This is a genomic window from Corallococcus sp. AS-1-6 (assembly GCF_020037015.1).
Lineage (GTDB): Bacteria > Myxococcota > Myxococcia > Myxococcales > Myxococcaceae > Corallococcus.
In genome coordinates this window covers 20,542-34,973 of record NZ_JAIQDE010000009.1, presented here as the reverse complement: position 1 = coordinate 34,973, position 14,432 = coordinate 20,542, and the positions used below count along the sequence as shown (strand labels likewise).

Below are 14,432 nucleotides of genomic sequence, written 5' to 3'. Positions count from 1 at the left end.
CCGGGCCGGAAGGGGCGAGCCTCTCCCCCATGCGTCTCCTGCCCCTCGTCATCGTCCTCTTCGCGCTGGGTCCAAGCCACGCCGCGTCATCCCGTCCCGCGCCCAAGGATGAGCTGCGGACGCTGCTCGCGGAGCTCATCGCCGCGGACACTTCCAATCCGCCCGGCAACGAGACGGCCGCGGCCCAGGTGGCGGCGAAGTGGCTGCGCGAGGCCGGCATCGACTCGGAGCTCATCGAGCCCTCGCCCGGTCGCGGCAACCTGCTGGTGCGCTTGAAGGGCAGCGGCAAGGGCCGGCCGGTGCTCGTGCTCGCGCACCTGGACACGGTGCCCGCCGTGAAGGCCGAGTGGGTCACCGACCCGTGGACGCTCACGGAGAAGGACGGCCTGCTCCATGGACGCGGCGTGCAGGACAACAAGGGCATGGCGGCGGCGAGCATCCTCGCGCTGCGCCGGCTGAAGCAGGAGGGCGGCACGCGCTCGCGCGACATCCTGCTGTACCTGGGCGCGGACGAGGAGGTCGGCTCCGGCCAGGGGCTGGACTGGATGATGGAGCACCGCCCGGAGCTGAAGGAGGCGGAGTTCGCGCTCAACGAGGGCGGCCTCACGGAGCTGTCGCCGGACCGCAAGGAGGTGCGCTTCGTGGCGCTCCAGGCCGCGGAGCGCGTGTCCCGCAACGTGACGCTCAATGCCACCGGCCCCGGAGGCCACTCCTCCGCGCCGCCCGTGGACGCGGGGCCCCTGGTGCGGGTGGCCGCGGCGGTGGCGCGTGTGGGCGCCCTCACCTTCCCCGCGCACCTGACGCCCGCCGCCAGACTGCACGTGCAGGGCCGCGCGCAGGCGACCCCCGGCGAGCTGGGCGAAGCGCTGCGCCGCATCGCCGCGTCTCCGGACGCGCCGCCCGAGGACGCGGTGACGACCGTGGCCCGGCTGGACCCCGCGCTGGGCGCCGTGCTGCGCACCACCTGCGTGCCCACGGTGTTCAAGGCGGGCACGAAGTCCAACGTCATCCCCGCCACCGCCGAGGCCACGGTGAACTGCCGCCTGCTGCCGGACGCGGACCCGAAGGCCGTGCGCGAGCGCCTCGTCGCCGCCGTGAATGACGAGGACATCCAGGTGGAGATGGACGTGTCGCCGCCGGACTCGCCCATGTCCCCCGTGGGGGACAACGCCATGTTCCGCGCGGTGAAGGCCGCCACGGCGAAGGTGTGGCCGAAGGCGCCGGTGATTCCCCGCATGTCCACCGGCACCACCGAGTCCGCCACGCTGCGCCGCGCGGGCATCCACGCCTATGGCATCGACCTCTTCGCGTTGACGCCGGACGACGCGCGCACCGCGCACGCCCCCAACGAGCGCGTCCCGGTGGCGTCGCTCCAGCCCGGCGCGGAGTTCGTCTACCTCACGCTGAAGCACCTGACGCGCTGAGCGCCTCCGCCAGGAGGGAGCGGACGCCCGCCGCCCCTCCCGGGGACACCCGCGCTACATGTCCTTCACGAGGTCGTACAGGCTGCCCGCCGTGTCGTAGCTGAAGTACGGGCCCTGCCACTTGTAGACGTGGGTCGGATCCGGGTTCCAGAACTGCCAGCTATTGACCGAGTACAGGTACGCCCAGAACGTCTGCCCATAGCTCTCCAGCCACGGACCGCCGCTGGCCCCGCCCGTCATGGAGCAACTGATGGTGGGGAAGCCGCTCTCGTTCCAGGTGGCGCCCGCGCAGTAGTACAACTGCGAGCCGTTGTAGGGCGGATCCGCCGGGTAGCCGAACTGGTAGATGGACTGCCCGTACCCGATGCCCCACTTGATGCCCTGGCCGCCCACCGCGTCCACGATGCGCACGCCGTTGAGCGGGTTCATCACCGCCGCCGCCACGTCATAGGCGCGGTCCGCGTTGTTGATCCATCCGTTCTTCGCCCACAACTGGTAGGACGACCACACGCCGTACGGCGAGCCCGCGTGGTACGCCGGCACGAAGACCCAGTTGTAGTGCCAGCCGCGCCCCGCGCCGCCGCCGTGCACGCAGTGGCCCGCGGTGAAGACCACCCGCTTGCCATTGCTGTTCACCGTGCTGCCGGAGCAGGAGTAATTCACGCCCTGGTCGCTCGTGTAGAAGACCCGGCCGCTCATGGAGTGGATGTCCGCCGCCCCCATGGGCACGCCGCCCCGGGGCTCCGCGCCGTCCACCTGTCCCCACGCCTTGTCCTCCGGCGTCGGCCTCAGGCTGATGGGCGCCGTCCCCGACGTCGCCGGCGCATCCGCGGGAATCGCCGCCGCCATGCGCTCCGGCGTCCAGTACGCGAGCACCGCGGCGATGTCCGACTGCGCCGCGAACGTCCGCGACCCCGCGTTGCCCGTGGGGTCCGCCGCCCCACCCGCCTCCGGCGCGGCCCGCGCCGTGCCCCCACCCACGAGGACCGCGACCACCGCCGCCGCGAAAGCGTTACGGCCTCTCAACCCGAGGTGCATGTCGGCCTGCCTTTCCCATCCAACTGCGAGTGAAGGCAGGCAGACTAGGCGTGGCGTCTGACATCAACACGTCAAGGTTATGTGATTGCGTCCGGGCGGTATTCTTGAAGCCAGACTTTCTCCAGGCCCCACGTGAAGAGCATCCAGTGACTGACATGCCCCGTGAAACCTTCCGCCTGGATGGGACGGGTGACGGTGATGATGCGCGTGCCGGGCGCGCAGGTGCGCAGGTGGGTGACAAGCCGGGCCTTGGTCTCCGGGCTGAACGCCACCCAGTTGCAGAAGATGTGGGTCGCGTCCGTCAACGGCTCGCGGGTCATGTCCCCCACGGTGAGCGTGATGCCCGCGGGCTGGAGCCACGGCGCCACGCGCGCCACGTGGTCCGGAATCAGCTCCACGCCATGCGCCCCGGCGCCCCACCAGCGCGCGGCGAGCAGCACGCGTCCGCGACCCGCGCCCAGGTCCACCACCCGGCTCCTCCGCCCCACGCCCGCCCGCTTGAGGAACCACAGCGCCGTCACCAGCGGCGTCTCGCCGTACATCAGCTCGCGGAACGACTGGCCCGTGGTCTGGAGCGCCCGCGCCATCTCGAAGGTGCGCCGCGCGCTGTAGGGCGTCCGCAGGAGGCGCTGCCACCAAAGTCCCAGGTACGGCTTCAGGAGCCGGGGGCGCGGCAGCAGCAGCAGCAGGTCGGTGACGCGCAGCACGACCGCGATGACGATGCCCTGCATCTGGAGCGACAGCCGCTCGAGGAACGTCAGCTCGAACTCGCCCATCGTGTCGTCGCGGCGCGGTGGGGGCGCGGGAGGAGGAGCGGGTTCCGTCATGCGGCGCGAAGGCTGTCCGGATTCCGGACGCCGCGCAACGGCTCCGCGCCTGCCTCCCCCACCCGCGTCGGCCCCCCGCGAAGCGGGCGGGCGGACGCGTCACAGGAGCTTCTTCGCCGCCTTGGCCAGGGCCCTGTCTCCCGCCACGGCCGGGAGCTCCATGAGGCGCGCGGCCACGGCCTTGCCCACCGCGGGGTTCACGGCCGCGACCTTGAGGTACACCTCCGCGCGCTTGAGCAGGTCCACGTGCACGCTGGCCTTGAGCACGCGGGCGAGCAGCTCCTTCGCCAGGATGGGCGGGTCGAAGGCCTCGAAGAGGCCGCGCAGCGCCTGCCGCTCCAACAACTCCGGACGCGCTTCCGCCAGGTCCAGCGCGGGCCGCAGCAGGGCCAGCCCCAGCGTGCGCATGGCCTCCGCGACGACGCCGGGCTTCCACCCGTCCGCGAACGCCAGCAGCAGGGCCTCCGCGCCGCGCACGTCACCCAGCATGCCCAGCGCGTACACGGCGTGCTTCGCCTCCACGTCGTCATGGCCGCGGCCCTGCACCATGTCGACGAACCGCCCGAGCACGTCCGCGTCCCCCATCCGGGCCAGCGCCTCCGCCGCCTCGCGCCGCACCTCGCGCGCCGGGTCCGAGTTCAGCACCTGGCGCAGCACGGGCATCGCCACGGTGCCCAGGTCCGCCAGCAGGGCCACCGCCGCGGCACGCGCGTCCTTCGTCGTCTCCGACAGCGCCGCCTGCATCAGCGGCACCGCCTTGCCCTTGCGGCGCCGCGCCAGCTCCGCCACGGCCTTCTCCCCTGACTCCCGGGCCTGCACGTCCTCCAGCGTCTCCCGCGCGAACAGGCGCAGGCCCATGTCGTGCCCCGCGCGCGTCAACGCGTCCAGTTCGCGCCGCGCCTGCACCCCGCCCATCGCGCCCAGCACGCGGATGGCGGTGCGGCGCACCATGCGGCTGTGGCGCTCGTTCAGCGCGCCCCGCACGACCCCCAGCGCCTCCTCGCCCCGCGCCGCCACCGTGCGCGCCACGAAGGCGCTCGCCGAGCCATCGCTCCACGCCGGGTACAGCTCCCGCATCAGCGCGTCCGGCCCCAGGCCCGCGTAGTAGCGCGCCGCGTGCGCCGCCGCCTCGTAGCGCGTCAGCTCCCCGAGCGCCCGGCGCACCATCGCCGTCCCCGGGCTCAGCACCTCCTCCGGGCGGCGCACGTGGATGCTCGGGTGCGTGGGCACGGACTCCAATCCGGCCATGTCCACCTGCACCGCGCCCGCCAGCCGCACCAGCGCGATGCCCAGCACCTGGTACACCTTGATGAAGTCGTCCAGCCGCTCCGCGGGGTCCGCGCGCCGCGCCAGCGCCTCCAGCAGCGCGCCCGGCTTCTCCAGCCCCAGCTCCTTCAGCCGGGACACCAGCGGCTCCACCGTCCGAGGCCCCAGCGCCGACAGGCCGCTGGCGAAGGCATCCGCCAGCTCGTCGCGCACCTCCGCGAGCGCGATGGCCGCCCGTGACGCACCCGCCGCCCGCGCCGCGTCCGCCCACCCGCTGCGGGGCAGCGCGCTCGGCGTCGCGGGGGCCCGCACCCGGCCGCGCCGGGGCGACACGGGCGCGTCCGAGGCGCGCGTCAGCGGCCGCAGGTCCAACCCCTCCGGCGTCCGCACCACGACGGCCGAGGGGAACAGGGTCGGCAGCGCCGCCTCCAGCCCCACGTCCCCCAGCACCGCCAGGAGCTTCGCGTCCTCCAGCGCGCTGGCCAGCGGCTCCTCCAGCGACGGGTCCGCGGGCAGGAAGAGTCCGCGCCCCGCGCCGTCCACGAACTGCGAGCGGGCCCCGCTGGCGAGCAGCGTCTCCGCCCGCACGGACACCGGCAGCAGGTCCGGCGCGAACACGTCCTTGCGGTGCTCCTGGAAGGCCGTCATCACCGCGCCCACGTCCGGCAGCGCCGCGCCCACCAGCCGCTCCAGCGCCGCCGTGTCCACCGTCGGCGCGTCCTTCCACGACTCCAGGTCCAGCCGGTGCGGGGCGAAGCCCGGGTACTGACCGCCGTGCGCCCCCTGGAGCACGGCGCCCGCGTGGCTGTTCTTCGGGGCCACCGTCTTGAGGTTCGCGGGGAGGATCTGCTTCTCGCTGTAGTGCGTGCCCGACACCAGATCCACGAAGCGGCTCTCGCGGACCATGAACCGGTCCGGCGTCACCTTGGAGGAGAACGCGTACTCCACCAGCTCGAGCCCCTCGACGGGCGCGCGGTCCTTCTTCGTCCACGTCTTGCCGATGAGCTCCTCGACGTGGCGGGGCTCCAGCGCCTCGCCGCCCAGGTGCTTCTCCACCTTGCGCGCGGTGAGCAGCATGTCCGCCACCAGGTCCGCGTACGCCGGCGCCTCGAAGGTGCCCGTGCGCGCCGCCGCCGCGTCCAGCAGGCCCGCCAGCTCCACCGCCCGCGCGGACAGCCGCCGCAAGCCGTTGGCCCGGAGCGCCTCGCCCAGCGCGCGCACCTGCTCCGGCCGCTCCGCGCCCAGCGACGCCACGCCCGACAGGCCCAGCTCGCGCACCAGCGTGGACACCTGCGCCACGCCCGCCTTCATCAGGTCGCCCGCTTCGGCCTTGCCCTTCTTCACGCTCTTCCTCGCGCCGCCGGAGCCCGCGGGCGCCGCCGGGGCCGCCTCCGCCGTCACGAAGGCCTGCGGGGCCCGGGCCCACGCCACCAGCAGCGCCGCCGCGTGCTTGCAGAAGGGGCGCGAGCGCGCCGCCATGCACGAGCACCGCCCCTTCACGTCCGAGCGCGCCTCGCCGAACACCAGCGAGACCTTGTACGGCGTCGCCCCGGAGCCCGCAGCGTCCGCGAAGAGCCGGTTCTCATAGCGCGAAAGGTTCGTGAGCTGCTTGCCGTCGAACAGGGCCGCGCCCTTGGCCAGCTCCGCCTTGTCGCTGATGATCTCCGTCATTCCGCCCATCCCGATGACGGGCCGCACCTCAGCCATGACGCTCCCCCTTCTTGTCGTCGGACGCGAGCAGCGGCGCCAGGTCCTGGTTGCGCATCACCCGCTCCACCACGTCCACCAGCTTGCGCGGCGTGCACCCGAAGCACGGAATCCCCAGCGCCGTGAGCTGCTCCGCCATCGCGTGGTCATACGAAGGCCGCCCGCTGTCCGACAGCGCCAGCAGGCACAGTACCTTGGAGCGCGAGTCCACCAACTGCCGCAGGCGGGCCACCAGCTCCTCGGCGTTGCCGCCCTCGTACAGGTCGGTGATGAGGATGAAGAGCGTCTTCTCCGGCCGGCGCACGTAGTGCTCCTGCGCGTACGCCACCGCCCGGTTGATGTCCGTGCCGCCGCCCAACTGCGCGGAGAAGAGCACCTCCACCGGGTCCGCCAGCACGGGCGTCATGTCGACGATCTCCGTGTCGAACAGCACCAGGCTCGTGCGCAGCACGTCCAGCGACGCGAAGATGGCCGCCATCACGGAGCTGTACACCACGCTCTCCGCCATGGAGCCGGACTGGTCCACCACCAGCGTCACGTCCCACTCGTGGTGACGGCGCTGGTTGGGCCAGAAGTAGAAGCGCTCCGGGATGAGCCGCTTTCGCTCCGCGTCCCAGCCCTTCAGGTTGGAGCGGATGGTGCGGCGCCAGTCGATGTTGCGCGCGATGGGGATGGGGCTCGTCCTGTCGCGCCGCAGCGCCCCCAGCACCGCCGTGCGCAGCGGGGACTCCAGCTTCTTGCGCAGGTCCTCCACCACCTCCCGGATGATGGCGCGCGCGGTGTCCTTGGCCTGCTCCGGGATGAGCCCCCGCGCGCTCACCAGCGTCGTCACCAGCTCCAGGTTCTTGTCCAGGAAGGGCAGCGTCTCCGGCTCGAAGAGGAGCTGGGTGAGCCCCTTCTTCTCGATGGCGTCCTTCTGCACCAGCGCGATGACGTCGTCCTGGAAGAAGTCGCGCAGCGCGCCCAGCCACTTGGGCAGGTACGGCTTCGAACCGCCGCGCCCCGCGGAGCGCTCGCCGTAGACGAAGGAGAGCGCGTCATCCAGGCCCTCCAGGTCGTCACCCTTGAGGTCCACCGTGTCCGCGCTGGCGCCCAGCTCGCCCAGGGAGGGACAGGCCCCTGTCTTCTCCGCCTCCGGGCCCAGCGCCAGCCGCCAGCGCAACAGCGCGTCGCGGTCCTTCGGGTCCAGGTCCTTGGGGTCCACGCTCATAGCAGGTCATCCAGGTCGTCGAGCGCCTTGCCCAGGTCCGCGCTCAGGTCCTTCAGCGTCGCCTTGTCCTTCTCCTCCAGCACCGCCTTCACCGCGCGGCCCTTGTCCTTCAACTGGCGCACGCCCATCACGTTCTCCATCAGGTAGCGGCGCTCGGTGGCCCCCAGCGCGCCCAGCGCCCGGCGCAGCACCGGCAGCGTCTGCCGGAAGCGCTCCGGCTCCACGCTGGTGAGGAAGTCATCCAGCGCCTTCACCACGTCGCGGCTCTTCACCAGCACCAGGGCGTTCACCTGGAGGAAGCCCTCCAGGTACGCCGCCGCGTCCGCGGGCTCCACCGCCGCCGACAGCCGCCGGCCCACCTCCAGCGCCACCTCCGCCTCCGGCAACTCGCGCGCCAGGTACAGCAGGCCCGTGGCCAGCCCGGACGTGGCCGGGTGCACCGCGTGGCTCTCCATCAACCCGCGCGCCTCCGTCAGCCAGCCCTCCTTGTCCGCGCGCGGCTGGGACAGCGCCACCTCGTGCAGCGTGCGCAGCGCGTCCAGCACCGGGGGCACGCCCTCCGGAGCGCAGGCGCTGGCCTCACGCACGCGCAGCAGCGCCCGGCCGAAGGTCTTCTCCCCCAGGGCCGCCACCGCCTCGTCCCCCACGTCCGAGTGCGCGCGCGAGGTGCCGTAGGCCATGAGCCCCGACAGCGCCCGCGCCGCGTTCGCCAGCGACGGCAGGTCCGCGTCCGTGGCCGCGTGCGCGTCACAGGCCTTGAGCGCCTGGGCCACCGTCTGGGAGCAGCCGGTGATGACGGACTCCAGGAGCACGTCCGCCGCCTCCGCCGTCGTCTTCGCCTGCGTCAGCCGCTCCTGGAGCACGCGCGTCGTCACGCCCTCCAGCGAGTCGCCCAACACAATCTTCTCCACCAGCGCCACGTCCGTGGACGGCGTCCACTGCGCCTGCCAGGACTCGCGCACGCGGGTGAGCGCCGCGTAGCCGCCGGCCTCGCCTTCCGCGCCCTGCTTGCGCGAGGACCCCGTCCCGGACAGCGACGCGTACGGGATGCCCGCCACGCGCAGCCGGTGCAGGAACACGGAGGAGCCCACCTCCACCGGGTTGTTGAGCCGCAGGCTGAACGTCTCCGGGCTGTCCGTACGCGGCAGCCGCCGCTCGCCCACCTCGCGCCAGAACTCCGCCTGGAGCGAGTTCTGCCCGATGCGGCTCGCCACCTGCCCCACCTCGTGGCCGATGACGCTCTTCCACAGGAAGCTGTCCACGTGCGTCGCGTCGCCGCGGCACAGCGTGGCCACGGTCGCCTCGCGCAGCTCGTCCAGGCCCGGGGCGCTCTTCTCGCGCAGGTCCGACAGCGTCACCGCCAGCCGGTACGCCTCCAGCACGTCCGACAGCGACGCGGAGAAGCCGCGCATCCGCAGGTGAGCGGCGAAGTCCAGCAGCACCTCCAGCGTGGCCCGCCGGAAGTCGCAGTTCGCCTCGTGGGCCTTCTGGTAGAAGTGCGGCGCCCGGTTGCCCGCGCCGTACCCCAACTGCTCCGCCAGACGCGGGAAGCTGTACGGAATCACCGTCACCGCGCACGGCCCGGCCTCCGGCAGCTTCGCCTCCTCCTTCGGATCCACGTCCCCCGCGAGGAACGCCGCGGTGTGCGCCGCGCCCGCCACCACCGCCACCTGGTCCGGCGCCACGCCGCCCGCCACCACCTCCAGCACCTTGCGCGCCATGAAGGCGTCGCGCTGGCGGTGGTAGCCCGGCCGGGGCCCCGCGTTGACCACGTCCGCCCAGGCGGTGAGCACCGGCCGGAACTGCTCCGGGCTCCAGTCCGGCGCCTCGAAGGACGCCTCCCAGAACTCCTCGAAGGAGCGGAACCCCTGCGAGCGCGCGAACGCCTCCGTGAGCGGCACCGCCTCATCGGGAGCGGGCGCGCTGCCCTCCGGGGCCTCCGACTCCACGCCCAGGCCGGGCGCGTGGCGGTCCACCGCGAGGCTGACGCCCACCGGGATGTCGATGAACTCCGCCCGCGCGCCGTTCGCCCGGGCCCACTTCAGCGCCTGGTACTCCGGCGAGTACGCCGCGAAGGGCCACAGCGACGAGGACGGGGTGCCGTCCGTGCGGTAGCCCAGGATGGCCACGGGCGGCCGGGTCTGCGCGTCGCACAGCACGTCCACCAGCGCCGTCGCGTCGCAGGGTCCCTCCACCAGGACGACGGCGGGCTTCACGCGCTCCAGCCACTTCAGGAGCACCGCGGTGGTGCGCGGCGAGTGGTGACGGACCGGGAAGTGCCGCACCCGGGAGAGCAGTGCCAGGTCCATCAGCCCCTCAAGAGCTTCTTGCTCGCGGAGTACAGCTCCTTCCACGGGCCCGTGCGCCCCTTGGCCACCGTCTCCATGTACTCGCGCAGCGCCTTCACGTCGTCCTCCTGCTCCTTCACCACCGCCCCCACCAGCGACGCCGCCAGCTCCTGCGACGTCACCGTCCCCGAGCCGAACTGCTGCGCCAGGATGGAGCTGTTGAACAGCACGCTGATGGCCTCCGCAGTGGACAGCACCGCCCCCGGCGTGCGCACCTTCGTCTTGCCGTCCTTCGTCACGCCCTTGCGCAGCTCATGGAAGAGCGTCAGCAGCACGCGCGACAGCTCCTCCGGCGGCGGCACGCCCACCTGGTAGTCCGAGCGCAGCTCCGCCTCGCGCTTCGTCACGATTTGAATCTCCTGCTCCAGGTCCTCCACCACCGGCACGGTGACGAAGTTGAAGCGGCGCTTGAGCGCGGCGCTCATCTCGTTGACGCCCCGGTCGCGCGTGTTCGCGGTGGCGATGAGGTTGAAGCCGCGCTGGGCGCTCGTCACCTCGCCCAGCTCCGGCACGGACACCTGCTTCTCCGACAGGATGGAGATGAGCGAGTCCTGGATCTCCGGCGACGTGCGCGTCACCTCCTCGAAGCGGGCGAACTTGCCCGTGCGCATGGCGCGCAGGATGGGCGACGGCACCAGCGCCTCCGGCGTGGGCCCCTGCGCGAGCAGCAGCGCGTAGTTCCACGAGTACTTGATGTGGTCCTCGCTGGTCCCCGCCGTGCCCTGGACGACGAGCGCGGACGTGCCGCTGATGGCCGCGGAGAGGTGCTCGGACAGCCAGCTCTTCGCGGTGCCCGGCTCGCCCACGAGCATCAGCGCGCGGTCCGACGCGAGCGTGGCGATGCACACCTGGATGAGCCCCTTGTCGCCCACGTACTTGGGCGTGATGGCCACGCCTCCCACGGGCTTGGGGCTGCCCAGGATGTACGTCTCCACGGCGCGGGGCGACAGCGCCCAACCCGGTGGGCGGGGTTTGTCGTCATGCGCGGCGAGGGCGTCCAGCTCGTTCTTGTACTTCGCTTCGGCAGGCAGGCGGATGTCCGGCATGAGCTGCACGCTATCCACTCGGTCTGACATCCGGCAAACGCTCCGCCTGCCTCGCGCGTCGCATCCGGAGCGGTGGGACTCCCCACCCGGTGGGAGGCATGCCTCTACCCGGACGCCTGCCCCACGACGCACGCGCGCGACGGCGCGGCAGGGACGGTCCGCACGTTGAAACCATGCGCCTCCAGATTGCGCGCGGCCCGCGCGGCGAAGCGCTCCGCATGGGCGGCGACGGGCGCTTCGTGGAAGAGGAACAGCGCGCCTCCAGGCCGCAGCCGCTCGCGCAGCCGGGAAAGCTCCGCGCGCGCGTCGTCCTCCGCGAACAAGCTGACGTTGATGGCGAAGGCGACATCGAACGGCTCGCGCCCCAGGTCCACCTCCGCGAGCGTCCCGGTGCGCGCCACGACGCGGCCCGCGAGGACGGCGTCCGCGTTGCGCCGCAGCGCCCGGGAAATCATCTTCTCCGAGCGGTCGACGCCCAGGACGCACCCCTCCCGCAGCCGCGCGGCCACGAGCCCCAGCGCGATGCCGTGGCCGCACCCCACCTCCAGCACCCGCAGGCGCGGGGCGAGGGGCAGCACCTCCATCGCCCAGCGGAACCGGGGCGCGATCAGGTCCGTGCTCATGCGCGCATCATGCAACGCCTTCAGGCTGCCCCGTCGCGTGCATCCACTGGACGAGCTGGACGATGACGCCGTTCGCGTCGGCGACCTGGAAGTAGCGCTCGCCCCACGCCTCCGTCTCGATGGGGGTCAGGATGCTCACGCCCTCCGCCTGGATGCGCGCGTACTCCGCGTCGATGTCGTCCACGACGAACGCGACGATGAGCCCGTCCGCCCGGCGCGTCTTCAGCGACTCCGGCTTGAGCGTCTTCAGGCCCGTGCGCAGGTAGATGACGTTGAAGCCCACGTCGGGCCGGGACAGGGACACGAAGCCGTCCGCCGCCATCGCCTCCGTGAAGCCGAAGTGGCGCTTCAGGAAGGAGGCGGAGGCCTCCACGTCATCGACATTCAGGGACACGGCGGAAGCGGTGACTCGCATGAACGGCCCTCCTCACGGATTCCAGGGACCCAATCTACGTACGACGTACGTAGTTGCGCGTCAAGGCGGCGGCGTTGGAAGAATCCGGCGCATGGCATCGCATCGCAGCAGCATGGGAGACCCCACCCGGACGCTGGAGCTGCTGTGGCGGGACTCCCTCCCCTCGCAGGCCAAGCGGGGTCCGAAGCAGGCGCTCACCGTCACCGCCGTCGTGGAAGCCGCGGTGGCGCTGGCGGACGCGCAGGGGCTGGACGCGGTGACGATGCGGGCGCTCGCGGGGAAGCTCGGCATCGCGCCCATGGCGCTCTACACGTATGTGCCCGGGCGGGCGGAGCTCATCGACGTAATGCTCGACACCCTCTACGCGGGCATGCCCCGGCGCAAGCCGAAGGGCCGGGACTGGCGCTCGCGGCTGGAGGCCGTGGCCCATGACAACCGGGCGCTGTTCACCCGGCACCCCTGGCTCGCGGACGTGTCCACCACGCGTCCGCCTTTGGGGCCCGGGCAGATGGCCAAATACGAGTACGAGCTCCAGGCGCTCGAAGGCGTGGGCCTGGACGACGTGGCGCAGGACGCGGCGTTGACGTTCGTGCTGGGCTTCGTGGAGTCCTCCGCCCGGGCGGCCTCGGACCAGCGCGCCGCGCGGCTCGAGTCCCAGATGGACGATGGGGCCTGGTGGGAGACGAACGCGCCCCTGCTCGCGCGCATGTCCGACCCGGAGCGCTACCCCATCGCGTCGCGGGTGGGCTCCGCGGCGGGCAAGGCCCACGGCGCCGCGTACGACCCGGACCACGCCTATGCGTTCGGGCTGGAGCGCGTCCTGGACGGGCTGGCCGCGCTCATCGAACGGCCCCGCGCGCCTCGCGGCCCGGCCCGGAGGCCCGCCCGGAAGCGCGGCGCCTAGGTCCTGTCCCCCTCAACTTTCCGAGTCCCTCACGGCTTTCCGAGCGACTCGGAAGCGGCGCTTCCCTGGGAAGAAGCCCTGGCATCCCCATTGCTCAGGGTCCCGGACACACGCCCTTCCCAGGAGCCTCCCTTGAACATCCATCGACTGCGCCGCCTCTTCTCGCGGGCCCTGCACGCCTCGCTCGCCACGCCCCTGGTGCTGGCGGGCTGCGATGGTTCGGAGGGCAGCGTGGACCTGACGGGCTACGCGGAGGTCGCTTGCACGGAGCAGGGGCTGTCCGTCAGTGGCCTGACGCTGACGCCAGCGCCGGACTTCGTGCAGCTCCGCTACATCAGCACCTACGGAGGCCCGGCCCCGTCCACCTATGCCAACGCGGCCGCCTCCGGTGAGCCCTGCGCGACGGCCACGGACGTCCCCGCGTGCAAGACGGCGCTGGAGAACGCGAACGTCACCGCCGGCTTCCACAAGGTCTGCGTGGACTTTTGCAGCGAGGCCTTCCTGGTGACGACCCGCGGCGACGAGGTGAAGACGTACGGGACGCTGGCGGAGCTCCAGCAGTTGCTGGGCACGGTCGACACGGAGCAGGAGGCGGTGCTCAAGACCTTCGCGTCCGGCTACACGCTCCTCTGCGGCAACAGGGAGCAGGGGGCGGTGAAGACGAACGCGGATGGCAGCTTCAGCGTCATCGCGACGAAGGGGTACGCCTGCGGGCCGGGCACGGAGCTGACGCAGCACGTGCTGAAGGTGACGGCCTCCGGCGAGGTCCAGGAGCAGGAGAAGCGCGTCCTGGAGAAGGGGGACCCCAACTGCAACATCGGCCGGCGGCCGGTGGGGCTCCAGGTGGCGGAGTCCTGCGACGGCCCGGAGGCGCTGGGCCGCTACTTCGCGAACGCGGCGCACCTGGAGGCGGCGTCCGTGCACGCGTTCCTGCGGCTGCGGGATGAGCTGGCGCTGCACGGCGCGGACGTGGGGCTCCAGGACGCGGCGCGGAGGAGCGCCATGGAGGAGGTCCAGCACGCCCGGGTGACGGACCGCCTGGCGCGCCGCTTCGGAGGCACGCCGCAGCGTCCGGTGGTGGAGGACCTGCCCCCGCGCTCGCTCATGGACGTGGCGTTGGAGAACGCCGTGGAGGGCTGCGTGCGGGAGACGTACGGCGCGCTGCTCGCGCACCACCAGGCGATGCACGCGCGGGACCTGGAGGTGAGGCAGGCCATGGTCCGCATCGCGGAGGACGAGACGCGGCACGCGGCGCTGTCCTGGGACATCGACCAGTGGGCCCGGCCGCGCCTGTCCGAGGAGGAGCGGCGGACGCTGCGCGAGGCGCAGAAGCGAGCGGTGGCGCTCCTGCGCGAAGAGGTCGCGGTGCCGCTGGACGCGAGCATCATCACGGAGGCGGGCATGCCCACGCCGGACGCGGCCCTGGCGCTGCTGGACACGCTGGAGCAGGACCTCTGGGCATGAGCCGCCGCTGCTCATGAGTCCCTGCCACGGCTCGTGATGCCGCACCGCACGGTCGCGCACGGCGATCTAGCAACCGCGTCTGACATTCCGGCGCTTGACCGGCATCTGTCCGCCCGGCCGGACTTTCCCGGAATCCGCCTTGAGCCCCTACGCGGGCGTT

11 protein-coding genes are annotated in these 14,432 nt (G+C 72.4%); 3 read left to right on the top strand and 8 right to left on the bottom strand.

Annotation, left to right across the window (positions count from 1 at the left end):
* Positions 1–29: 29 nt before the first annotated feature.
* Positions 30–1,424 carry a M20/M25/M40 family metallo-hydrolase gene (locus K8612_RS14455; protein ID WP_223762681.1) on the top strand — a complete coding sequence of 465 codons (1,395 nt, stop codon included), beginning with the start codon at positions 30–32 and terminating at the stop codon, positions 1,422–1,424.
* 54 nt (positions 1,425–1,478) lie between these two features.
* On the opposite strand, the gene K8612_RS14450 is transcribed toward K8612_RS14455, so the two are convergent.
* The 8 genes from K8612_RS14450 to K8612_RS14415 form a co-directional block, all read right to left on the bottom strand.
* A complete protein-coding gene (locus tag K8612_RS14450; protein WP_223744022.1) occupies positions 1,479–2,420 on the bottom strand; it encodes a serine protease in 942 nt (313 codons plus the stop codon).
* A 119-nt stretch (positions 2,421–2,539) separates the two neighbouring features.
* A complete protein-coding gene (locus K8612_RS14445; RefSeq protein WP_306799654.1) occupies positions 2,540–3,289 on the bottom strand; it encodes a class I SAM-dependent methyltransferase in 750 nt (249 codons plus the stop codon).
* A 99-nt stretch (positions 3,290–3,388) separates the two neighbouring features.
* Positions 3,389–6,262: a HEAT repeat domain-containing protein gene (locus K8612_RS14440; protein WP_223762680.1), complete on the bottom strand. Its 2,874-nt coding sequence runs from the start codon at positions 6,260–6,262 to the stop codon at positions 3,389–3,391.
* Positions 6,255–7,472 carry a VWA domain-containing protein gene (locus K8612_RS14435; RefSeq protein ID WP_223762679.1) on the bottom strand — a complete coding sequence of 406 codons (1,218 nt, stop codon included), beginning with the start codon at positions 7,470–7,472 and terminating at the stop codon, positions 6,255–6,257. The genes K8612_RS14440 and K8612_RS14435 overlap by 8 nt, the downstream gene beginning before the upstream one ends.
* Positions 7,469–9,781, bottom strand: coding sequence for a DUF5682 family protein (locus K8612_RS14430; protein ID WP_223762678.1), 2,313 nt, complete (start codon positions 9,779–9,781; stop codon positions 7,469–7,471). The genes K8612_RS14435 and K8612_RS14430 overlap by 4 nt, the downstream gene beginning before the upstream one ends.
* Positions 9,781–10,866 (bottom strand): AAA family ATPase, encoded by a 1,086-nt coding sequence (locus tag K8612_RS14425; RefSeq protein ID WP_206800695.1) that lies wholly within the window; start codon positions 10,864–10,866, stop codon positions 9,781–9,783. Before K8612_RS14425 ends, K8612_RS14430 begins: the two co-directional genes overlap by 1 nt.
* A 104-nt stretch (positions 10,867–10,970) precedes the next feature.
* Positions 10,971–11,489: a cyclopropane-fatty-acyl-phospholipid synthase family protein gene (locus K8612_RS14420; protein ID WP_223762677.1), complete on the bottom strand. Its 519-nt coding sequence runs from the start codon at positions 11,487–11,489 to the stop codon at positions 10,971–10,973.
* A 7-nt stretch (positions 11,490–11,496) separates the two neighbouring features.
* Positions 11,497–11,904: a VOC family protein gene (locus tag K8612_RS14415; protein WP_223744027.1), complete on the bottom strand. Its 408-nt coding sequence runs from the start codon at positions 11,902–11,904 to the stop codon at positions 11,497–11,499.
* Between the two features lie 91 nt (positions 11,905–11,995).
* On the opposite strand from K8612_RS14415, the gene K8612_RS14410 reads away from it, so the two are divergent.
* Positions 11,996–12,808, top strand: coding sequence for a TetR/AcrR family transcriptional regulator C-terminal domain-containing protein (locus K8612_RS14410; protein ID WP_223762676.1), 813 nt, complete (start codon positions 11,996–11,998; stop codon positions 12,806–12,808).
* Between the two features lie 132 nt (positions 12,809–12,940).
* Positions 12,941–14,272: a ferritin-like domain-containing protein gene (locus tag K8612_RS14405; RefSeq protein ID WP_223762675.1), complete on the top strand. Its 1,332-nt coding sequence runs from the start codon at positions 12,941–12,943 to the stop codon at positions 14,270–14,272.
* Positions 14,273–14,432: the final 160 nt, after the last annotated feature.